The following is a 22,408-nucleotide window of genomic DNA, read 5'->3' as shown; positions in this document are numbered from 1 at the left end:
TAAGGGATGCAGTGCAGTGATCACTGGGTCCGGCATCCGGAAATACCGGCGCTGTCCTTCGCGCCGGCACCTGCTAAACGATGATCACGCCGGGTCTTGATAGCGTTCGGCGACATGGGACTGCCGGATTTGCCCGAGCAGGCCTTGACGTGCGGCCTGCAAGGCATCCCAGCGTGCTTCTTCATGCAAGGGCGGGATGGTCACCGGCTCGCGACGATCAAAACCGACCAGTGCGGCATCGACCAGGTCACCGACTTCCATGATTTCATTCAGGGTGTTGATATCGATGCCCGCGCGTTCCCAGATCTCAGTGCGAGTGGCCGCTGGCAGGACGGCTTGTACGTAGACGCCTTTCGGAGAGAGTTCCAGGCTGAGTCCCTGGGAGAGAAACAGCACGAACGCCTTGGTCGCGCCGTAGACCGACATACCGAACTCCGGTGCCAGGCCAACGACGGAGCCGATGTTGATGATCGCGCCGTCACCCGCTTCCACCAGGCGTGGGGCGATGGCGCTGGCCAGCCGGACCAGCGCGGTGGTATTGAGCGACACCAGGTGCGCGACACTGTCGGTCGACTGTTCGATGAAGGTCCCGGATTGGGCGGCGCCGGCGTTGTTGACCAGGATGCCGATGTTGGCGTCTTCGCGCAGCCGGGCTTCGACGGTTGTCAGGTCGCCGAGCTGGGTCAGGTCGGCCTGGAGAATATCGACGGCAACGTTGTGTTCGCTGCGCAGCTTGGCGGCCAGCGCTTCCAGGCGCGCGCTGTCGCGGGCCACCAGGACGAGATCGTGTCCACGTTGCGCAAAGCGTTGGGCATAGACAGCGCCAATACCGGTGGAGGCGCCAGTGATGAGAACAGTTGTGCGAGTGTCCATGGAGATTCTCTTCTTCAAGGTATCGATGAGCGAGTTGCGCGCTGTTGTTCAGGCGCGCAGTCGGGTCTGGCCAGTGTTACTGCGCGCTGGATTCAGCGAGCGTTGGATAGTCGATGTAGCCCTTCGCACCACCACCGTAGAGGGTAGCGGGATTGAATGCCGACAAAGGCGAACCGGTCCTGAGCCGCTCCACCAGGTCCGGATTGCCGATGAACGGCCGGCCGAAGGCGATCAGGTCAGCCTTGTCTTCGATGAGTCGTGAGGTCGCCAGGTCCAGGTCGTAGCCGTTGTTGGCGATGTAGGTGTTTTTGAAGCGCTGGCGCAAGGCACCGAAGTCGAAGGGCGCAACGTCGCGCGGCCCACCGGTCGCGCCTTCGACCACATGCAGGTACACGATGTCGAGGGTGTTGAGCTGGTCGATCAGGTAGTCGAACTGGGCCTGTGGCGCGCTGCTGGACACACCATTGGCCGGCGAGACCGGCGAAATACGCAGGCCGGTGCGGTTGGCGCCGACTTCGTCCACCACCGCCGCCGTCACTTCCAGCAACAGGCGAGCACGATTTTCAATCGAGCCGCCGTAGGCATCGGTGCGCACGTTGGCACCGTCCTTGATGAACTGGTCCAACAGGTAGCCGTTCGCACCGTGGATCTCTACGCCGTCAAATCCCGCGGCGATGGCGTTCGCCGCCGCCTGGCGAAAATCGTTGACGATCCCGGGCAACTCGCTGATGTCCAGCGCTCGCGGTTCGCAAACGTCTTCGAAACGATTGTTGACGAATACCTTGGTCGCCGGGCGCAGAGCAGAGGGGGCCACTGGCGCCGCACCGTTCGCTTGCAGGTCGACGTGGGAAACGCGACCGACATGCCACAGTTGCAGGAAAATCCGCCCGCCTTTGGCATGCACGGCATCGGTGACCGTGCGCCAGCCGTCGATCTGGGCCTGGGTGTAGATCCCGGGGGTGTCCTGATAGCCCTGGCCTTGCTGGGAGATCTGTGAGGCCTCGGAGATCAGCAGGCCTGCGGACGCTCTCTGGCTGTAGTAAGTGGCAGCGAACTCGCTCGGCACAAAACCTTGCCCCGCACGGTTACGTGTCAGCGGCGCCAGGACCACTCGGTTGGAAAGCGTGAGATCACCCAACGTGTAGGGTGTGAACAGGATCTGGTCGGCCATGACGTCTTGTTTCCGTAGGTTTGGATAAAGGGAGCGCGTGCAGCCTGGCGAGGTGAGCGCGCTTTTCATTAGGATGATGATCGAAATCTAAACTGCCAACGAATTTGATTATGCTCGACATCTATGTATGATGTGGGCATGAATTTCGAGCTGCACGAGGGAGTGAAAAATGAGGGTGACCAAGGCCCAGGCCCAGGCAAATCGGGAGCACATCGTCGAGACGGCCTCTGTTCTGTTTCGCGAGCGAGGCTTTGACGGCGTGGGTGTGGCGGACCTGATGGCGGCCGCCGGCTTCACCCATGGCGGGTTCTACAAGCATTTCGGCTCCAAGGCCGACCTGATGGCCGAAGCGGCGGCGAATAGCCTTGCGCAGTCGCTGACCGACAGTGCGGGCATCGACGTAGCTGGTTTCGTCGATCTTTACGTGTCCAGGGACCACCGTGACGGCCGGGGTGGCGGTTGCACCATGGCGGCACTGTGTGGCGACGCTGCCCGTCAATCGCCCGAGCTGAAGGCTACCTTTGCCAACGGCATCGAGAACATGCTGGCCGCGCTCGAAAGCCGGTACGAGGCCGGGCAAGACGCGCCGCAGGAAGCGATCAGGGCAAAAATGCTCGACATGTTGGCGCATGCCGTCGGTGCGATCGTGTTGTCACGGGCCTGCCCGGACGATTCCGCGCTGGCCGATGAAATCCTCGAGGTGTGCCGCGCCCGGATCATCGCGGCGTTGCCGTCGTCGCCCGCGAAGCAGCCTTAGTGATCAAAATGCTGTTCACTTAAGAAAAACGGTGCACCTGTGGCGGTCTTATAGCGACGCCCTGACCACCAGGGGGCAATCCACTGGCTGGGCGCCCGACACCTCGAGGTTCTCGATCAGGTGCCGGGCCGCCTGGCGCCCGATCTCGTAGTACGGCAGTTGTACCGTGGTCAGTGGCGGCATGAACAGTTCGGCGATGCCGATCATGTTGTCATAGCCGAGCACTGCGACATCGTCGGGAATTTTCAGGCCGCGCCCCAGCAACAACTGATAGGCGCAAAAGGCAATGCGGTCGTTGCCGCAGACCAGGATGTCGAATTGCGGACGGCCGTCAACGATATGCCGGTCGAGAATGGCGGCGGTTTCATCATAGGCGTCGTGATCGGACAGGTCGTACTGCAAGAGTGCTTCAGGTGCCAGCCCGACGGCCTGACAGGCGCGTTTCAGGCCTTGTTGACGCAGGCCCCAGGCAAGACTCTTCCTCGGCAAATTGATACACAGCGGGCGCCGATAGCCTTGGCTCAACGCATGCTGCATGGCTCGATGCTGCCCGGCTTCATCATCCGGCACATAACTGACCAAGTGGCTGTCATCGGCCAGGCAATTGGCGAGCACCAGCGGTTTGCTCTTGAGTCGTTCGGGAATGCTCACCTGGCGCAATCCCATGGCACTGAAGATCAACCCGTCGGGGCGGTGCGACAGCATCAGGTCGATGTTCTGGTCGGTGGGCGGGTTGCTCAACAGGTTAAGGATGAAGACGTTCCAGCCTGCCTGCTGCGCGGTCTGTTCGATGGACAGCAGCAACTCGACGGCAAACGGCGTGGTCGCGGTGTCCAGTGCGAACACACCGATGGTGCGCGCCTGCAGGTTGTCGCCGCGCATCCTGCGCGCCGACAGGCTCGGTACGAATTGCAGTTCCTCAATGGCGCGACGTACCCGCTGAAGGGTTTCGGGGCTCAGTTTTTCCGGCGTGTTGAGCGCGCGCGAAACCGTCATCAGGGATACGCCGGCCAGCTGTGCAACGTCTTTCACGGAAGTCATGCGAAGTGCGGCCAGTCAGGTTGACGCCGAATCATGACACAGGCCCTGGGCTTCTCGCGACTCGAATGACGGTACTCACAGCCAACCCGAGTCCAGCGGCCACGCCTTGGGAATGGCGACGCGCCCGCCAGTCCCGTTCGCCAATAGTTTCACCCCGAGGCTGTCGGGCCGCGGATAGAGGCGGCTGCTGAAGCTGAAGCGGCCGTTTTCCTCGAACACCTCGATGGACGAGCGATCGAGAAATACCCGCAGGTGCAGCTGTGTTTGCGAAGGCTCGATCGACACGCTGCGCTGACCGCTCACTTGCGCACCCGAGCGGCTGCGATCGAGTACCAGGCGTCGCAGCGACGCGTCGTAATAAAGCAGGGTCTGTTCCTGCTCATCGGCACTGCAGCGCAAGGCAATGCCCAGGTGGCCTTCGGTGCAGCCGAGCAGATCCAGGTGCACATGGATTTCGAGCCTGTCGCCCTTCACTTGCGGCACCCAGCGGCTGCCCGACTCGCCCCACGGCGCGACGCTCGGTAGCGGCGCCTGGCGCAGCGCGGTCAGTTCCCGTGCCGGAAACACGCCAAGGCGATCGCCGTGCAGTTCAAGCTCGCGAGGCAAACCGAGCATGCCGCACCAGTGATGGGCCTGGCTCGGCATCGGGCTTTCCCACATGTCCAGCCAAGCCCACACCAGGCGCCGACCATCGGCGGTCTCCAAGGTTTGCGCGGCATAGAAATCGTGACCGTTATCCAGTTCGATGAACGGCCCGCCGGTGAAGTGCCATTCGCTGTCGAGCCGGCCAATGCGATAACCGGTCTGGTACTTGTTGAGGCGTTCGTAACCTTCGGGTTTCATCCCCTGGGGGGAGTAAAGCAGCACGTCACACCCGTTGAGGCGAAACAGGTCCGGGCATTCCCACATGTAGCCATCGCCCTCATTGCCACTGGACACGTAGTCGAGGAAGTCCCAGGTGTGCAGGTCGGTGGAGCGGTACAGCGGCAACAGCGGCTTGTCGCCCAGGCGCGCGCCGGCAATCAGGTACCAATAGCCATCCTCCCGCCAGACCTTGGGGTCGCGAAAGTGCATGATCGTTTCTTGCGGCGCGTTCTCGATGACGGCGCCATGCTTGACGAACCGGATGCCGTCGTCACTGGTGGCCAGGCACTGGACCTGGCGGATAAAGCGTTCGTCGCCCACATCTCCCAGCCAGGTGTGCCCGGTGTAGATCAGCGCCAAGGTGTCGCCACACACCACCGCGCTACCGGAAAAACAGCCGTGGCGGTCGAAATCATCGCCTGGCGCCAGGGCGAGGGGCAGATGCTGCCAATGGACCAGGTCGGTGCTCTTGGCGTGCCCCCAATACATCGGACCCCATTTGGCATCGAAAGGGTGGTGTTGGTAGAACACGTGATACTCGCCACGGAAAAACACCACCCCGTTAGGGTCGTTCATCCAGCCTGCGACAGGCGCCAAATGATAGTCCGGTCGATAATCGCCGATGAGACGAGACTGACCTTCACTCAGCGCTTGCTGCGCATGTTCAAGGGGGGAGGGCATGGGGGCGTTCATGGCATTCACAGACACAGTCATAGGGCGCCTGCTTTTGGCGAGCGCTGCGGGACGTCCTCCGGGAGGACTTCAATAACAGCAGGATGGCGTCTCAAGGCTGTGCCATCCGCGTCGAACAGATGCACGCTGCCGAACGCCAGTTGCAGTTCAACTCGATCGCCCACTCGCCATCCGGCGTTGACTTCGCAGCGACAGATCAACGGTTCATCCTCGCCTGACTCCAGGTGCACGTAGGTTTCGCTGCCCAGGTATTCGACCCCGACCACGCCGACCCCGGCGCTGCCTTGCGCCGCTTTGAGCGACATGTGTTCCGGGCGAATCCCCAGGGTCAGCGGACTGCCCGCCGCCAGGTGGGCGCTGTCGAAGGGAAGGGGCGTCATGCCCAATAAAGGGCTGTCGATCTGGCTGGTTTCACCTGGGGAGTGCAGGCGCGCCGGCAGAAAGTTCATCTTGGGCGAACCGAGGAAACCGGCGACAAAGCGGCTGGCCGGGTGCTCATAGAGTTCGCGTGGCGAGCCGACCTGCTCGATGCGGCCGCCATTGAGCACGACAATCTTGTCGGCCAGGGTCATCGCTTCAACCTGGTCGTGGGTCACGTAGATCATGGTCGAGCCCAGCCGCCCATGTAGCCGAGCGATTTCGTTGCGCATCTGCACGCGCAGGGAGGCGTCGAGGTTGGACAATGGCTCGTCGAACAACAGGATGTCCGGTTCCCGCGCCATGGCCCGGCCCATGGCCACCCGCTGGCGCTGGCCACCCGACAGTTCCCGTGGCTTGCGCTGCAGCAGTTTGTCCAACTGCAGGATTTGCGCGGTTTTCAGCACTCGCTCGCGCAGGCTGGCTTTTTCGGTCTTGGCCAGTTTGAGGCCAAAGCTGATGTTGTCGTAGACGCTCATGTGCGGGTACAGCGCATAGGACTGGAACACCATGCCGACGCCACGCTCGCGCGGTTCCAGGTCATTGACCCGGCGTCCGTCGATCAGCAGGTCGCCGTCACAGATCGAATCCAGCCCGGCGATCAGCCGCAGCAAGGTTGACTTTCCGCAGCCCGAAGGGCCGACGAAAACCACGAATTCACCCGCCGAGATTTCCAGGCTGACGTCGCGAAGAATGCGTGCGCCGCCCAATTGTTTGTTCACGTTGTCCAGCTTCAACTTGATCACGATGCTGTTCCTTTCTTGTCTGTGTTGGGCCTCAACCCTTTAACGCACCGGCAGTGAGGCCGGAAACGATGCGGCGCTGGAAGATCAGCACCAGAATCACCAATGGGACCGTGACCAGCACCGACGCCGCCATCAACAAGCCCCAAGGCAATTCATGAGGGCTGCCGCCGGAAATCAGCGCGATGGCGACCGGGACCGTGCGTTGCGAGTCGGTCAGGGTGAAGGTCAGGGCAAACAGGAACTCGTTCCAGGCGGCGATGAAGGCCAGAAGCCCCGTGGTGACCAGTGCCGGCCAGAGCAGCGGCAACAGCACGCGGGTCAGCGTGACCCAGGGTGACGCACCGTCCATGATCGCAGCCTCTTCCAGCTCATGAGGCAGTTGTCCCATGAAGGTGGTCAGTACCCAGACGGTGAAGGGCAAGGTGAAGATCGTGTAGCTCAGGATCAACGCCCAGGACGTGTTGTACAGGCCCAGGGCACGTATCACTTCGAACAATCCCGACAGCACCGCGACTTGTGGAAACATCGAGACGCCCAGGACCATCATCAACACCACGCCGCGTCCGCGAAACTTCACCCGGCCCAGGGCATAGGCGGCGGTCAGGCTGAGGAACAACGCCAGCGCGACCACGCTCAGCGCAACCACCAGCGAGTTGCCGATGGCCCGCAGGAACGAGGCCTGGCTCAGCACGGCGGCATAGTTGGAGAAGTCGGGGTTATCGATCCAGTAGCTCACCTGGAACAAGGCGCTGGACGGCTTCAGCGACGTCACGATGGCGTAGTAGAACGGGAAGACCGCGTACAGCAGCAAGATCCCGATCAGGCACCAGAACCCGGCGCGCAGCAGGGCTTTTTTCAGCAGGCGCGGGCTCATGAACGAACCTCCAGCTGACGGCGTCCGAGGTACAGGTACGCCATGGCGATTACCGCCACGACCAGAAACAGCAAGGTCGAAGCGGCGCTGCCGTAACCGACGTCCTGGAATTCCACCAGGTGCTGACGGGCATAGACCGACATGCTCATGGTGCTCGATGAGTTCGAGGTCAGCACATAGATGACATCGAACACCCGCAAGGAATCGAGGATGCGAAAGATCGCCGCCACCAGCAATGCCGGCATCAGCAGCGGCAGGGTGACCCACCAGAACACTTTCACCGGGTGAATGCCATCGACCCTGGCGGCTTCGTAGCAGTCGCTGGGCAACATCTGCAAGGCCGCCAGCATCAGCAGCGTGACGAAAGGCACGGTCTTCCAGACGTCGACGATGATCACGGCCCACATCGACAGGTCCGCGTCGGCTGTCCAGGCCAGGGGCGCATCGATCAGACCGAGGCCGAGCATCAGGTTATTGATGATGCCGAACTGGTCGTTGAGCATCCATGACCAGATTTTCGCCGAGACGATGGTCGGGATCGCCCAGGGAATCAGGATCAACGCCCGCACCAGCGCGCGTCCAGTGAACTTGACGTTCAGCAGCAACGCCACCATCAGCCCCAGTACGATTTCCAATCCCACTGACACCACGGTGAAATGCAGGGTGTTGCGCACCGCGTTCCACCACTGTGGATCGACCAGGATGCCTGACCAGCCCGCGCTGCTGTGAAACAGATAATTGCTCAAGCCGACAAAGGTTGCATCGCCCGTGTCGGCCAGGCTGGCGTCGGTCAGGCTGAACCAGAATGTGCGCAGCAGCGGCCAGGCCGCCACCAGGGCCAGGCATAGCAACATCGGGCTGAGGAACAGCCAGGCGGCGCGAACGCGACGGCGTTGTACCGGCGTTTCCCGATTGAGCAGGTACTCATCGTCGCCGGGGGCGAGTGTAGTGGAGACAGACATGGTGATTTCCTTCCTTGTGGCTTACCAGTTCCGGCGTTTGATGCGTGTGAGTTCGCTTTCCAGTTCGGCCAGCGCCTGATCGACCGGCCGTTCGTCCGCCAGCACGCCGTGCACTTGATCGAAGAAAGCATTGGAGACCCGTGGATAGCGGTCGGCGGTGATTGAAGCAGGGCGCATGACCCCATCATTGAGGATGCTGCGCAGTTGGCTGTAGTACGGCATGGCCGCGAGCAGCTCGGGATCCTGGTACAGCGACTCGATCACCGGGTTGTAGGCACCCACCAGGGCGCGGTGTTTCTGTTGTTGGGCGCTGCTCAGGTAGCTCACCAGTTCAGCGGCGAGCTTGGGGTTGGCGCTGTAGCGCGACACCGCCAGGCCCCAGCCGCCGAGGGTGGACGCATGAGTGCCCGTCTCGCCGCCGCGGGGCAGGGGAGCGACGCCGACCTTGTCCTTCACGACGCTGTCCTGGCTTTGCACCAGGGCCCAGACATAAGGCCAGTTACGCATGAACAACGCATTGCCCGACTGGAAGACGCCGCGTCCTTCTTCCTCGGTGTAATTGAGTACGCCGCGCGGGGAGATGTCTCCCACCCAGCTTTTGGCCAGGGTCAATGCGGCCCTTGAGGCCTGGCTGTTGACCACGATGTCGCCTTGCTGATTGACCAGCCCGCCTTGCGGCTGGCTGCTGATCCACTCCAGTGCGTTACACGTCAGGCCTTCGTAGGCGCGCCCTTGGAATACATAACCCCAGGCATTGGCGTTCCCGGCAGCGCGTTCGGCCTGCTGGACAGTCCTGGCAGTCGTGGTCATTTCTTCCCAGGTCTGGGGCACGGGCTTGTTGTACTTCTCGAGCAGGTCCTTGCGGTAATACAGCAGCCCCGAGTCCGTGAACCACGGCATGGTCACCAGGCGCCCGTTCACCGTAGCGTTGTCCACCTGGGCCTGGAAGTAACCCTGGGTCGCGTTGGCAGGAAGCACTTCGCGCAGGTCCATCAAGTGCTTGGCCAACATTCCCGGCCACACCATGTCGATCTGGATGATGTCGATGTCGCTGGATTGCGCACTGAGGATCTGTTGGTAGAACGACAACCGCTCGGTCGCCGAGTTAGGCGTGGAAACCACTTCGACGCTGTTGCCGGTCTGCTTCGACCACGCCTCGACGGCCTCCTTGCACAGTTGCAATTCAGCACCCACGGCACCGCAGGAAATCGTCAGGCTGGCGGCTGTGGAGAGGGATGGAAACCCGACGCACAGGCCGAGCAGTGCCGCTGGAAGGATCGATTTGAGCTGTTTCATAAAGCCCTCTTTATTTTTGTTTTTAGAAAAGTTAACGTTAACATCGCCAAATGTAGCAGTGTATTTGCGATGAGGCATCCTTTTTTTCCTTTGGTTTGACAATTCAGAACCTGGGCGAAAAAGGCCGGTCGCGGCAACAGAACAATAAAAACAAAACAGGGAAAATCCACATGCAGAAAGCATCAAGCTGGCTACTCGCAGGCGTGCTCGGCGCCGCGGCGACCACGTCTCAGGCCGCGACTCTGGAAGAGCGAATGGCCGCGTTCGAGGCCCGTGCCAGCGCAGCGGAAAAACGCGCCGCCGCCGCCGAACAGCAAACCCAGGCACTCGCCAGGGAGTTGCAGCAACTCAAACTCGCCACGCCCGCCGTGCAACCGGTGGCATCCGCCGCTACGGTCCCCACACTCGACGCTCGCCTGGCAAAACTCGAAGCCAGCCAGCAAAGCACGCAGAAACAGGGCAGTGGCGCACACCTTACCGACGGCTTCAGCTTCAAGGGCTACGCCCGCTCCGGGCTGCTGATCAATGATGGATTGGGCGGTGGTCGTGGCGGTCCGTACACCACTCCGGCCGGTTCTGTGGGTGGCGCGGTCGGGCGACTCGGCAACGAAGACGACACCTACATGCGCATCGACCTGTCGAAAGAGCAGTACGCGCAGAACGGCACCCACTCCAAGTTCACGGTTTCCATCGCCGATGGTGTGGAGAGCTCCAACGACTGGACCGCCGATGAAAGCAACCTGAACGTGCGCCAGGTGTTTACCGAACTCGATCACCTCGCGGCATTCAAGGGCAACTCGATGTTCGAAAACTCCACCCTGTGGGCCGGCAAGCGCTTCGACAGGGACAATTTCGACATCCACTGGCTGGACTCCGACGTTGTCTATCTGGCCGGCACCGGTGGCGGTATCTACGATATACAGATGAACAAGAACTGGCGCTCGAACTACTCATTGATCGGTCGCAACTACGGGGATTTCAGTGAGGGCGGCGTCAATGCCGATGTAGAAAGCTACATCCTGACGTCCAACCAGTTTTTCGACGGTGGGCAGTGGCAGTGGATGTTCAACGCCATCGGCTCGAAGAAAAACGACTTTGCTACCCGCACCAACGAAGCGGGGCTGACGCCGGCCGATTCCGGCTTGCACAGCATGATCGCCAATCACCAGAAAAACTTTTTCGGCCGCGAAGGCTTCTTCAAGACGGCGCTGCTCTATGGGCAGGGGTTGGGGGCCGAGGTCAAGAACGTTGGCTCGGATGGCGAACTGATCGACGACGCCCGCGCTGTGCGCCTGGCGCTGTACGGCGAAACGCCCTTGGCGTCCGACTGGCGCATTGGCCCGAGCCTGCTGGCTGAGCAAAGCAAGGACCGCTACGTCAAGGGCGACGATTACCGTTGGATGACCCTGAACGTGCGGTTGGCCAATGAAATCAACAGCAATTTCGAGATGGCCTACGAGATGAGCTGGCAAACCATGAAGCTGGACCCCAAGGGCTACCTGCAACGCAATGCGGTTGACGGCAACTTCTGGAAATTCACGGTCGCCCCGACCTTCAAGCCCGACCTGGGCGATCTGCTCACGCGTCCTGAGCTGCGCCTGTTCGCCAGCGTCATGAACTGGTCGTCGGACCTGGACAGGTACAGCACCACGGACTCCTTCGGCAAGACTGACTTCAACGCCGGCGGTGTCTGGCAGTACGGCATCCAGATGGAAACCTGGTTCTGATGCCGGTCAGTTGAAACTGGTGGAGCAAGCCCGCTCCCACAGGTAATACGGTTCACTCAGGAAAAAACGATGGACCTGTGGCGAGGGAGCTTGCTCCCGCTGGGTCGCGAAGCGGCCCCAAAACCTGCTAAGTGCGGAGCATCAGACACACCGCACCCACCGGTTCACGACTGCTTCGCAGCCGAGCGGGAGCAAGCTCCCTCGCCACCGCTTTTGCGATTAGCGCGCATGCCAGCCCAACTGGCTTGAGATCTGTTGGGTGGCTTGCATCAGTTGCTTGACGTAGTCCTGCTTCAACTCTTCCCTGAAGCGAAAGCAGGGAAATGAAACGCTCATTCCGCCGATCACATGGCCAAAACGGTCGCGGATCGGTGCCGCCAGGCAACGCATGTTGTCCTCGAACTCTTCATGGTCCTCGGCATAGCCTTGTTGGCGGACGGTCTCCAGTTCCTGCAGATACGCTTCGGCACTGGTCAAGGTATTGGCCGTGCGACGCTCGAAGCTTTCCTGTGCCAAGTGCGCCAGCAACTCCTCTTCTTCAAGCCAGGCCATCAGCACCTTGCCGATACCGGTGCAGTACAACGGCGCCCGCCGGCCGATCCGCGAGTACATGCGCAGGTTGTACTTGGAGTCGATCTTGTGCACGTAGACGATGCTGCCTTCGTCGAGAATCCCCAGGTGGACGGTCTCGCCGGTCAGCTCGTTGATCCGCCGCATGCCCGGCTCCGCTTCCCGGACGATGTCCAGGTGGGGCAGGGCCTGGGCCCCCAGTTCAAACAGCCGGACGCTGAGGCGATAGCGATCCTCGGCGTCCTGCACCACATACCCACGGGCCTTGAGCGACTGCAAAAAGCGATAAACCGTGGCCTTGGACATGTCCAGCTTGTTGGCGATTTCCGAGACGCCGCTTTCTTCCGGATGCTCGGCCAGGGCCTCGAGTACGGCCATGGTCCGGCCCACCGCCGACACCAGATCGTTGTTTGGAATAACGCTGTTGTCCATGAAGGCTCCAACGTGAAAGTAAAACCCAAGGATATACGCAAGCAGAACAAAACGCTGTTTCATTTTTACTTGACGAGGCGGCAAATCTGACTAGACTCGGGCCTTGAGATAAAAATGAAACGCCGTTTTAAAAACAAGAAAGGCGCGCTGATTATGGATGTAATGCTTAACCATGGCCCGCAAACCCGCTTCCGCCGCCCGCTGAAGGTGGCGTTGGTGGGGGAATGCATGATCGAGATGCGCGGTGAACCGGGCGCCGCGATCATGCAGACCTTCGGTGGCGATACGCTCAACACCGCGGTCTACCTGTCCCGATTGAATTGGCCTGGCGCAGTGGCCGTGGACTACATGACGGCGGTGGGCAGCGACGCGTTCAGCCTTGCCATGCGCCGGTCCTGGCTGGGCGAAGGGATTGGTGATGCCCATGTCCGCGTGATCCAAGACGCGCTACCGGGGCTGTATTTCATCCAGACCGATCCCCACGGCGAGCGGCGTTTCCTTTATTGGCGCGGGGAAGCGGCGGCGCGGCGCATGTTTGAGGGCCCCGAGGCCGAGGCCATGCTCGCTGCGCTGGCCGATTACGACTACGTCTACCTGAGCGGCATCAGCCTGGCGATCCTTACGCCAGAAGGGCGCCAACGCCTGATCCAGGCCTTGCACCTGGCGCGCCGAGCCGGCACGCGCATCGTTTTCGACAACAACTACCGACCTCACCTCTGGCCCGATCCTGAAACCGCGCGGCAGGCCTATCGCGACCTGTTGCAGCTGACCGACCTGGCCCTGGTCACTTGGGAAGATGACGCGACCCTGTTCGGCTATCGCGACGCGGAGGCCTTGTTCAATGCCTACGCCGAGGCGGGAATACGCGAAGTGGCCCTCAAGCGCGGCGCCGCCAGTTGCTTGATCCAGTGCCCGACAGGGCGTTTCGAAGTACCCGCGCAAACCGTTACCCAAGTCATCGACACCACCGCTGCCGGTGATTCGTTCAACGCCGCCTACCTGGCCTGCCGCCTGCGCGGCGGCGATCCAGAGCAAGCCGCCCGCTGGGGCCATCGCCTGGCTGCCCAAGTCGTCCAGTACCGGGGGGCGCTGATTCCCCAAGCGGCGATGCCGAACATGGGCACGTCCTCACTCCCTTCTGTTGCACAGGTCTGACTTTATGAAAATTGTTGAAGCGCGCGTCATCGTGACCTGCCCGGGTCGCAACCTGGTCACCTTGAAAATCGTCACCGACGAAGGCCTCTATGGCATTGGCGATGCGACGTTGAATGGCCGCGAACTGGCGGTGGTCGCTTATCTGGAGGAACACGTACTGCCTGCGTTGATCGGCCGCGATGCCCACCGCATCGAGGATATCTGGCAGTACCTGTATCGCGGTGCGTACTGGCGCCGGGGGCCGGTGACCATGACCGCCATTGCCGCCGTCGACGTGGCGCTCTGGGATATCAAGGCCAAGGCCGCGAACATGCCGTTGTACCAGTTGCTCGGTGGCAGGAGCCGCGAGCGGGTGATGGTCTATGGGCACGCCACCGGCAAGGACATCGAAGGGTGCCTGGACGAAGTCGCCCGTCACGTCGAACTGGGCTACAAAGCCGTGCGGGTGCAATGCGGCGTGCCCGGCATTGCTACCACCTACGGCGTCGCCAAGCGCAGCGGTGAGCGTTATGAACCGGCCGACAGCGACCTGCCCGCCGAACACGTCTGGGACACCGCCAAATACCTCAACTACGTCCCCAAGCTGTTCGCCGCCGTGCGCGAACGCTTTGGCGACGACCTGCATATTCTCCACGACGTGCACCATCGCCTCACGCCCATCGAAGCGGGGCGCCTGGGCAAGGCCGTGGAGCCGTACAACCTGTTCTGGCTGGAAGACTGCACGCCGGCCGAAAACCAGCAGAGCTTTCGCCTGATCCGCCAGCACACCACCACGCCGTTGGCCGTTGGCGAGGTGTTCAACTCCATCCACGACTGCCGCGAGTTGATCCAGGAACAATTGATCGACTACATCCGCACGACGCTGGTGCATGCCGGCGGCATTACCCACGTGCGCCGTATTGCCGATTTCGCCGCGCTGTTCCAGGTGCGTACGGGCTTTCACGGCGCCACCGACCTGTCGCCGGTGTGCATGGGCGCGGCCCTGCATTTCGATACGTGGGTGCCCAACTTCGGCATCCAGGAACACATGCCTCACGAAGCGCGCATTGATCAAGTCTTCCCGCATGCCTATCGCTTCGAGGACGGCCACTTCACGCCGGGCGAAACGCCGGGGCATGGCGTCGACATCGATGAAGACCTTGCCCGGCAATACCCGTACAAGCGCGCCAGCCTGCCGGTCAACCGTCTTGAAGATGGCACGCTGTGGCATTGGTGAAACGGTTTTTACCCTTTGAGCAAACGGGGCGAATGTCCCGTCAGGAGTGACCCGATGAAAGCGTTCCAGGTAAGAGCACCCTTCGAGTTCGGGCTGGCCCAGGTCGACCGGCCCCAGATCGCCCATGGCGAGGTCCAGGTCGATGTGGCTTACGCCGGCATCTGTGGCTCGGACATGCACATCATTCATGGGCAGAACGCATTCGTGCGCTTCCCTCGTGTCACCGGTCATGAGTTCTCCGGCGTAGTCCGGCAAGTCGGCGAGGGCGTCGAACACCTGCAAGTGGGTGACCGGGTGTGCGTCGATCCGGTGATCAGTTGCGGCACCTGTTACCCCTGTCGGATTGGCCGACCGAATGTCTGCAACCGGCTGCAAGTGATCGGCGTGCATCGTGACGGCGGTTTCAGCGAGCAGGTATGCGTACCGGCCGAGAATGCCCACCGCTTGCCCGATTCGATGTCCCTCAGCCACGGCGCCCTGGTCGAGCCGTATTCCATTGCCTTGAACGTGCTCGATCGGATGCAGCCCCATCCGGGCGACAGCGTGCTGATCTATGGCGCCGGGGTGATCGGCCTGACCCTGGTGCAGATGGCCCGGGCGCTGGGATTGACCGACATCACCGTGACCGATGTTATCGACAGCCGCCTGGAGACAGCGCGTGCCTTGGGCGCCAGCCGAACCCTCAACGGCCAGCAGGTCGACGTCGAGACCACGATGCGTGAATTGACTCAGGGTGAAGGCGTGCCGTTGATTGTCGATGCCGCCTGCATTCCAGCACTCATGCCGCAGATGGTGCGCCTGGCTTCGCCGGCCGGACGCATCGGGTTGCTGGGCTTCAATGCCACGCCCAGTGATCTGGTGCAGTTGGAAATGATCAAGAAGGAACTCACGTTGGTGGGCTCGCGGCTCAATAACCGCAAGTTCCCGCGGGTGATCGAACTGATCGCCAGTGGCAAGTTGCAGGTCCAGGACCTGATCAGCCATCGCGTCAGCTTCGACGAAATGCCCGGCGCCATCGACCTGATCGAAAAACACCCCGAGCAAACCCGAAAAGTGCTGGTGGAACTGACGAACGCCCATCCCTGAGCTGTCGGCACCACCGGCTTCATCGTGCCTGTCATGGGCACCCTCACCGAATAAACACAACAAGCGGGAGGTTCCACCATGTTTGGTCAAGGACGTAGCTTAATCATCATCATGCTGTTCCTGGCCGGGGTCATCAATTACCTCGACCGATCGGCATTGTCTGTGGCGGCACCTTTCATCCAGAAGGACTACGGTCTGAGTACGGGTGAGATGGGCATGATCTTCAGTAGTTTTTTTGTCGGCTATGCCGTCTTCAACTTCATCGGTGGCTGGGCCGCTGACCGTTACGGCGCCAAGACCACGTTGCTGCTGGCCATGGTCCTGTGGTCGCTGTTCAGCGGCCTCACCGTGTTGACGGTGGGCTTCGCCTCGCTGGTGCTCATCCGGATTCTGTTCGGGATGGGTGAAGGACCGCTGAGCGTCACCACCAGCAAGATGGTGAACAATTGGTACACCCCCAAGCGCCGCGCGCGGGCGATTGGCACATCGATGTCCGGCACGCCGCTGGGCGGGGCGATTTCCGGCCCGGTGGTGGGCTTTATCGCCGTCACCTACGGCTGGAAGATGTCGTTCATCATCATCATGTTGATCGGCCTGGTCTGGGCGGCAGTATGGTTCAAATTCGTCAAGGAACGGCCCGAAGGCGAGGGCGCCGAGGAGATTCTGCGGGCCGAGGGGCAAGGCGAGCTCGCGGCACAACCGGTGTTCCCACTGCGGTTCTACCTCAAGCAACCGACGGTGCTGTTTACCTCCCTGGCGTTCTTTTCCTATAACTACACCCTGTTCTTCTTCCTGACCTGGTTCCCCAGCTACCTGACCATGGCCCACGGCTTGAACGTCAAGGACATGAGCATCGCCACGGTCATTCCCTGGGTGCTGGGTTTCCTCGGCCTGGCCTTGGGCGGTTTCATCTCCGACTTCGTGTTCAAGAAAACCGGAAAGATGATGTTCTCCCGCAAAGTGGTGCTGGTGACCTGCCTGCTGGCCTGCGCCGTTTGCATCGCCTGTGCGGGGATGGTCAAGACCCTGTATCCGGCCGTCATCCTCGTCGCCTTGGCGGTGTTCTTCCTGTACCTCACCGGCGCCATCTACTGGGCGATCATCCAGGACACCGTCCCGGCGGCGCGGGTGGGCGGCGTCAGCGGTTTCATGCACTTCCTGGCGAACACCTCGGGCATTGTCGGCCCGACCTTGACGGGCTTTCTGGTGCAGTTCACCGGTTCGTTCACCAGTGCATTCCTGCTGGCGGGGCTGCTGACTGTGATCGGTGCCGTGTGTGTGGCGCGCTACGTTAAACCGCTGTCGGTGGCGGATACCGGCAACGCGGCGGCACAGAGCCCGCAGCCCGTTTCGGCCCTGGGCCGTTCCTGAACAGAAGGAGTGAGTCGATGCCTGTTGTGAAACGTGTACCTTGCACCGGCACTGCGACGCAGATCGGTATCGTGCACCTGGGCCTGGGCGCGTTTCACCGTGCGCACCAGGCGGTCTACCTGCAACGCCACCTCAATCGCCATGGCGAAAGTGACTGGGGATTATGCAGTGCCAACCTGCGCTCCAATCGCACCTTGGTCGAGCAATTGCGCGAGCAGGACGGCCGCTACCATGTGGCCGAGTACCGCGACCGCGAGCAAGTGACGCTGCGTGAAATCGGGGTGTTGCGCCAGGCCTTGTATGTGGGCGAGGGGGGGGATGAACTGGAGCAATTGCTGCAGCGCATGGCCGCGCCGCAAACGCGCATCGTCACGCTCACCGTCACCGAAAAAGGCTACTGCCTGAGCCCTTCCTCCGGGCAGTTGCGCCGCGAAGATCCGGCGATTGCCCATGACATCGCGCATCCACAAACGCCACGCTCGGCTCCCGGCATTGTCCTTGAAGCCTTGCGTCGCCGTCGCGCGGCAGGCATCCCGGCCTTCACCGTGTTGTGCTGCGACAACATGCCTGACAACGGCCAGCGCACCCGCCAGGCGGTCAGTGCCTTGGCGGCGTTGCAGGATGAGGCGTTGGCGCATTGGGTCGAGCAACAGGTGGCGTTTCCCAGTTGCATGGTCGATCGCATCGTGCCGGCCATGGACGACGAGTCCTTCCGCCGACTGGCGCAACAACTTGACTGCCACGACCGTGCGGCAGTGGTCTGTGAGCGTTTCAGCCAGTGGGTGATCGAGGATCACTTTCCCCTCGGCCGCCCGGACTGGGAAGTGGAGGGCGTGCAGATGGTCGACGATGTACGCCCCTTTGAAACCATGAAGCTGCGCATGCTCAATGGCAGCCATTCATTGCTGGCTTACGTGGGGTTGCTGGCCGGCCATGAGTCGGTCTTCGAGGCTGTCCGCGACGTGAAGCTGGCGCGCCTCATCGAGCGTTACATGGCCGAGGAAGCCGCACCCACCCTGGACATGCCGGCCGGCATCGATCTTTCTGTGTATGCCCACGACCTGCGGGTGCGCTTTGCCAACGACAGCTTGCAACATCGCTTGCGCCAGATCGCCATGGACGGCTCGCAGAAGCTGCCGCAACGCTGGTTGCTTGGCGCGCAGCAATTGCTCGACCAGGGGCGCGGCATCGACTGTACGGCGCTGGGGATCGCGGCATGGATCCACTACTGCACGCAGCCGTTGCCTGGTCGTCCGGCGCATGTAGTCGACGACCCGCTCAGCGCAACCCTTGCCGATCTTGCGGGACGATTCGAGGGCGCATCGCGGGTAGACGCCGTTCTCGACCTGTACGAAGTCTTCCCACCGCAGCTCTCGGCTCGCGCAGTATTTCGCGACGCGGTGCACCGCGCCTACGGCGCCCTGACGCGCGATGGCGTGGATAGCCTGTTGAATACCCTTGCCGCATCCAACTGATAAAAAGGAGAAGAACATGGAACAGACATGGCGTTGGTTTGGCCCCAAAGATTCGATTTCCCTGGCGGACATTCGCCAGACCGGTGCGACCGGCATCGTCACCGCGCTGCACGAGATTCCCAATGGCCAGGTATGGCCGGTAGACGCCATCGCGGCGCGCAAGCAGATGATCGAAGCGGCCGGCCTGAGCTGGTCGGTGGTGGAAAGCATTCCGGTGCACGAAGACATCAAGCGCGGCTGCGGGCGGCGTGACGAGTACATCGCCAACTACCAGCAAAGCGTGCGCAACCTGGCGAGCTGCGGCATCGATATCGTCTGCTACAACTTCATGCCGGTGCTGGACTGGACCCGAACCGATTTGTCTTTTGAGCTGGCGGATGGCGGTTGGGCCTTGCGTTTCGATCAAACCGCGTTTGCCGCCTTCGACCTGTTCATCCTTCAGCGCCCAGGCGCGCAGAGCGAATACAGCGCCGAGGACATCCATCAGGCCAAGGCCTACTTCGAACAACTGACGCCGGCCCGGCGCGAAACCTTGGTCAATACCCTGATTGCTGGCTTGCCCGGTGCCGAGGAGCACTACAGTCTGGACAACCTGCGTGACTTGCTGCGTACCTACGCCGACATCGACGAGGCCAGGTTGCGTGAACACCTGGGGTATTTCTTGCGTGCGGTGATCCCGGTGGCAGAGGAGGTGGGGGTGCGCATGGCGATCCACCCGGACGACCCGCCCCGGGCGTTGCTCGGCTTGCCACGCATCCTCTCCACTGCCGAAGACGCCCAGTGGCTGGTGGACGCGGCTCCAAGCCCGGCCAATGGCCTGACGTTCTGTACCGGCTCCTATGGCGTGCGCGAAGACAACGACCTGGTGGCGATGGCCAAGCACTTTGCGCCGTTCATCTACTTCACCCACCTGCGCTCAACCCGTCGGGAAACCGACCCACGCAGCTTCCATGAAGCCCATCACCTGGACGGCGACGTCGACATGGTCGGGGTCATCGCTGCCCTGGTGGCTGAAGAGCTCCGACGTAAGCGCGAAGGCGGCCCGCGCTTGCCGCTGCGTCCCGACCACGGGCATCAACTGCTGGACGATCAACAGCGCAAAAGCAATCCCGGCTACTCACTGATCGGCCGCCTCAAGGGCCTGGCCGAAATCCGCGGCGTGGAACTGGCGGTACGCCAACAACTGAGCCAAGTAGCGCACTGACCTCGTGGCGAGGGAGCTTTTGGTCGTTGATCGTTCCCACGCTCCTGCGTGGGAATGTCGCCAGGGACGCTTCGCGTTCCGCTTCTGGGGTGTGACGCAGAGCGTGGGAACGATCAAAATCCGCGGCGGTACGCCAACAACTGAGTCAAGCCCCCTCCGGTTCCAGCGCTTGCAGCCAACGGTTCTCCGAACGGCTCAGATGCTGGCGCATCGAGGTTTGGGCGCCGAGCACATCCTTGCTGGCTACGGCGTGCAGGATCGCCTCATGCTCGACGACCGCAGCTTCCCACGTCAGGGCATTTTCCGAGTGTTTGCTCAGGTGGGCCGAAATCGGGTTGTGTCGTTCATCAAAGAGCGCAGTGATGATCCGGACCAGGGCCGAGTTGCCGCTCATCTTGGCCAGGCGCTGATGGAATCGACGATCATCCTCCAGCGGAGGCAGGCCATTGGCAATGCTTGCGCGCATGGCATCGATACATTCCTGCAGATAGCGGTAGTCGCTTTTCTTGCCGTGCAAGCACGCCAGGATCACCGACTCACCTTCGATCAAGGCGCGAGCCTGCATCAGTTCCGACGGGCTCTCGCCCAAGGTCATGCTCGGGTTTTTTCCGTCCTTGGGCTTGGTGCGCACGTACACGCCGGAGCCCATCTTGATCTCGATGTCACCGTCTATTTCCAAGGCAATCAGCGCCTCGCGAAGCGACGGCCTGGAAACCCCCAACAGTTGGGTCAAGTCCCGCTCGGGGGGAAGCCTGGAGCCTGCCTTGAAATCTCCCTGGGCGATGTAGCTGCGCAGTTGATCGGCGATTTTCTGGTACGGCTTTCGCTCGGCGGTGTTGATCGGTGAGACCATGGGGTGGCGTCCATCGGAGAGTCCGCAAAGGCTACCATAGGCGCTTGATGATGTTCATTTATGTGGGAGCAATGACTCTGCCATTCACATCACCGCACCGATCTGCCAAGGCAGGAACTCGTTATCACCCAAGCCGTTTTCCTCACTGCGGGTGCGGTGTCCGGACGCCGTCTCCAGCATCAGTCGGAACAACCGCTCACCCGCCTGTGCCACCGACTCCAGCCCATCGACAATGCCCCCGGCGTTGAAATCCATATCCAGTTCCATGCGTTGGAACAGGCGAGTATGGGTGGCGATCTTCAAGGAGGGCGTGGGTTTGCAACCGTAGGTTGAGCCGCGGCCCGTGGTGAAGCAGATCAGATTCGCGCCCCCGGCCACCTGGCCGGTCGCGGACACCGGGTCATAGCCGGGCGTGTCCATGAACACGAGGCCTCGGGCATCGACCGTTTCAGCGTATTGGTAAACGCCCATCAGCCCGGTCGCACCGGCTTTCGCTACGGCGCCCAGGGACTTCTCCAGAATGGTGGTGATACCCCCTGCCTTGTTGCCCGGCGAAGGGTTGTTGTTCATGTCGCCGTCGTTGTGGCGCACGTAAGCTTCCCACCAGCGGATCCGCTCCATCAATTTTTCAGCGATTTCGGCAGACGCTGCGCGAGCCGTCAGCAAATGTTCGGCCCCATAGATTTCCGGCGTTTCCGATAGAATCGCGGTGCCGCCATGCTGCACCAACAGGTCCACGGCCGCGCCGAGTGCCGGATTGGCCGTGATGCCCGAGTACCCATCCGAGCCGCCGCATTGCAAACCGACGCATAAGTGGCTGGCGGCAACGCTCGACCGTTGGTATTGGTTGATGACAGGCAACATCGCTTCAATATGGGCGATGCCATGGCGCACGGCTTCGCGAGTACCGCCTTCCTCCTGAATGATCAGGCTGGCCTTCAGCACAGCGCGGCGATCCCCCAGTTCATTCATCAACGGGGTCAGTTGGTTGACTTCGCACCCCAGGCCGATCAAGAGCACGCCGGCGAAGTTGGCGTGAGCGGCATAACCGCGCAAGGTGCGTTTGAGAATGTCGATGCCTTCACCCTTGGCGCCCATGCCACAACCGCTGCCGTGGGTGATCGCCACGACGCCATCGACGTTGGGAAAGTCTTTCAGGCGTTCCAGGGAAAAGGCGTTGGCGATGTGTTTGCAGACGGTTGCCGAGCAGTTGACGCTGGAAATGACACCGATGTAGTTGCGGGTACCGACGCGCCCATCCTCACGGACGTAACCTTCGAACGTAGCGGGATCATTGCTCAACGAAGTGGGCACATAGACGTTCCGTACGCGGTGTTCGGCATTGGTGGCGGGCATGTCCAGGTTGTGCACGTGGACGTAGTCGCCGGGCTCGATGTCCCGCGTTGCCTGGCCAATGGTCTGACCGTACTTGAGCACCCGTTGGCCGGCCAACACCGAGCGCAGGGCGATCTTGTGACCGGACGGAACCGGCTGCCGGGCGGTCAGGGTGATGCCGTCGGCACTCACGTGCTGACCTTCGGCGATATCGCCCCGGGCCACTGCGACATCATCACCCGGTGCCAGCACCAGTAAAGAAGAGGGCGGGTTCATGCGGCGTTCTCCGA

19 protein-coding genes are annotated in these 22,408 nt (G+C 61.7%); 8 read left to right on the top strand and 11 right to left on the bottom strand.

Features of this window, described 5'->3' with window-relative positions; genetic code table 11:
* Positions 1-84: 84 nt before the first annotated feature.
* Entirely contained in the window at positions 85-873 is a 789-nt protein-coding gene (locus BT116_RS00500; protein ID WP_072339082.1) for an SDR family NAD(P)-dependent oxidoreductase, read from the bottom strand.
* 76 nt (positions 874-949) lie between these two features.
* Complete coding sequence (locus BT116_RS00495) at positions 950-2,044, bottom strand: alkene reductase (protein ID WP_072339080.1); 1,095 nt, start codon at positions 2,042-2,044, stop codon at positions 950-952.
* A gap of 169 nt (positions 2,045-2,213) precedes the next feature.
* Between BT116_RS00495 and BT116_RS00490 the strand changes: the two genes are divergently transcribed.
* The gene (locus tag BT116_RS00490; RefSeq protein ID WP_072339078.1) at positions 2,214-2,801 is read left to right on the top strand and encodes a TetR/AcrR family transcriptional regulator; all 588 of its coding nucleotides are present in this window, start codon (positions 2,214-2,216) and stop codon (positions 2,799-2,801) included.
* A 48-nt stretch (positions 2,802-2,849) separates the two neighbouring features.
* Here the strand turns inward: BT116_RS00490 and BT116_RS00485 are convergent, their stop codons facing one another.
* The 6 genes from BT116_RS00485 to BT116_RS00460 all read right to left on the bottom strand — a co-directional run bounded on the left by BT116_RS00485 (position 2,850) and on the right by BT116_RS00460 (position 9,694).
* Positions 2,850-3,842, bottom strand: a complete 993-nt coding sequence (locus tag BT116_RS00485) for a LacI family DNA-binding transcriptional regulator (protein WP_063321673.1) — start codon at positions 3,840-3,842, stop codon at positions 2,850-2,852.
* A 75-nt stretch (positions 3,843-3,917) separates the two neighbouring features.
* Entirely contained in the window at positions 3,918-5,420 is a 1,503-nt protein-coding gene (locus BT116_RS00480) for a glycoside hydrolase family 32 protein (RefSeq protein WP_072339076.1), read from the bottom strand.
* Positions 5,417-6,562: an ABC transporter ATP-binding protein gene (locus BT116_RS00475; protein ID WP_072339074.1), complete on the bottom strand. Its 1,146-nt coding sequence runs from the start codon at positions 6,560-6,562 to the stop codon at positions 5,417-5,419. The genes BT116_RS00480 and BT116_RS00475 overlap by 4 nt, the downstream gene beginning before the upstream one ends.
* Positions 6,563-6,593: 31 nt before the next feature.
* Entirely contained in the window at positions 6,594-7,436 is an 843-nt protein-coding gene (locus tag BT116_RS00470; RefSeq protein ID WP_038858890.1) for a carbohydrate ABC transporter permease, read from the bottom strand.
* Positions 7,433-8,398 carry a carbohydrate ABC transporter permease gene (locus BT116_RS00465; protein WP_072339072.1) on the bottom strand — a complete coding sequence of 322 codons (966 nt, stop codon included), beginning with the start codon at positions 8,396-8,398 and terminating at the stop codon, positions 7,433-7,435. Before BT116_RS00465 ends, BT116_RS00470 begins: the two co-directional genes overlap by 4 nt.
* A 21-nt stretch (positions 8,399-8,419) precedes the next feature.
* Positions 8,420-9,694 carry an ABC transporter substrate-binding protein gene (locus tag BT116_RS00460; protein ID WP_072339069.1) on the bottom strand — a complete coding sequence of 425 codons (1,275 nt, stop codon included), beginning with the start codon at positions 9,692-9,694 and terminating at the stop codon, positions 8,420-8,422.
* 170 nt (positions 9,695-9,864) lie between these two features.
* On the opposite strand from BT116_RS00460, the gene BT116_RS00455 reads away from it, so the two are divergent.
* Positions 9,865-11,421 (top strand): carbohydrate porin, encoded by a 1,557-nt coding sequence (locus BT116_RS00455; RefSeq protein WP_072339067.1) that lies wholly within the window; start codon positions 9,865-9,867, stop codon positions 11,419-11,421.
* Between the two features lie 219 nt (positions 11,422-11,640).
* Here the strand turns inward: BT116_RS00455 and kdgR are convergent, their stop codons facing one another.
* Positions 11,641-12,423, bottom strand: a complete 783-nt coding sequence (kdgR, locus tag BT116_RS00450) for a DNA-binding transcriptional regulator KdgR (RefSeq protein ID WP_003200849.1) — start codon at positions 12,421-12,423, stop codon at positions 11,641-11,643.
* Between the two features lie 153 nt (positions 12,424-12,576).
* Between kdgR and BT116_RS00445 the strand changes: the two genes are divergently transcribed.
* The 6 genes from BT116_RS00445 (at position 12,577) to uxuA (ending at position 19,930) form a co-directional block, all read left to right on the top strand.
* Positions 12,577-13,578: a sugar kinase gene (locus BT116_RS00445; protein WP_072339914.1), complete on the top strand. Its 1,002-nt coding sequence runs from the start codon at positions 12,577-12,579 to the stop codon at positions 13,576-13,578.
* Positions 13,579-13,582: 4 nt separating this feature from the next.
* Positions 13,583-14,794 (top strand): D-mannonate dehydratase ManD, encoded by a 1,212-nt coding sequence (manD, locus tag BT116_RS00440; RefSeq protein WP_072339065.1) that lies wholly within the window; start codon positions 13,583-13,585, stop codon positions 14,792-14,794.
* 54 nt (positions 14,795-14,848) lie between these two features.
* The gene (locus tag BT116_RS00435) at positions 14,849-15,880 is read left to right on the top strand and encodes a Zn-dependent oxidoreductase (protein WP_072339063.1); all 1,032 of its coding nucleotides are present in this window, start codon (positions 14,849-14,851) and stop codon (positions 15,878-15,880) included.
* Positions 15,881-15,958: 78 nt separating this feature from the next.
* Complete coding sequence (locus BT116_RS00430; protein ID WP_072339061.1) at positions 15,959-17,251, top strand: MFS transporter; 1,293 nt, start codon at positions 15,959-15,961, stop codon at positions 17,249-17,251.
* Positions 17,252-17,268: 17 nt separating this feature from the next.
* On the top strand, positions 17,269-18,726 hold the full coding sequence (locus BT116_RS00425; RefSeq protein WP_072339060.1) for a mannitol dehydrogenase family protein: 1,458 nt from the start codon (positions 17,269-17,271) through the stop codon (positions 18,724-18,726).
* A gap of 16 nt (positions 18,727-18,742) precedes the next feature.
* Complete coding sequence (gene uxuA / locus BT116_RS00420) at positions 18,743-19,930, top strand: mannonate dehydratase (protein ID WP_072339058.1); 1,188 nt, start codon at positions 18,743-18,745, stop codon at positions 19,928-19,930.
* Positions 19,931-20,075: 145 nt separating this feature from the next.
* Here the strand turns inward: uxuA and BT116_RS00415 are convergent, their stop codons facing one another.
* Together BT116_RS00415 and BT116_RS00410 are read right to left on the bottom strand one after the other, a co-directional pair.
* Positions 20,076-20,783 (bottom strand): FadR/GntR family transcriptional regulator, encoded by a 708-nt coding sequence (locus tag BT116_RS00415; protein ID WP_072339056.1) that lies wholly within the window; start codon positions 20,781-20,783, stop codon positions 20,076-20,078.
* A gap of 84 nt (positions 20,784-20,867) precedes the next feature.
* Complete coding sequence (locus tag BT116_RS00410; protein WP_072339054.1) at positions 20,868-22,394, bottom strand: UxaA family hydrolase; 1,527 nt, start codon at positions 22,392-22,394, stop codon at positions 20,868-20,870.
* Between the last annotated feature and the right edge of the window lie 14 nt (positions 22,395-22,408).

The organism is Pseudomonas sp. NFACC16-2 (assembly GCF_900119205.1).
GTDB classification, from domain to species: Bacteria; Pseudomonadota; Gammaproteobacteria; order Pseudomonadales; family Pseudomonadaceae; genus Aquipseudomonas; species Aquipseudomonas fluorescens_Q.
The sequence above is the reverse complement of the archived record's forward strand: the minus strand, read 5'-3'. Positions and strand labels throughout refer to the sequence as shown.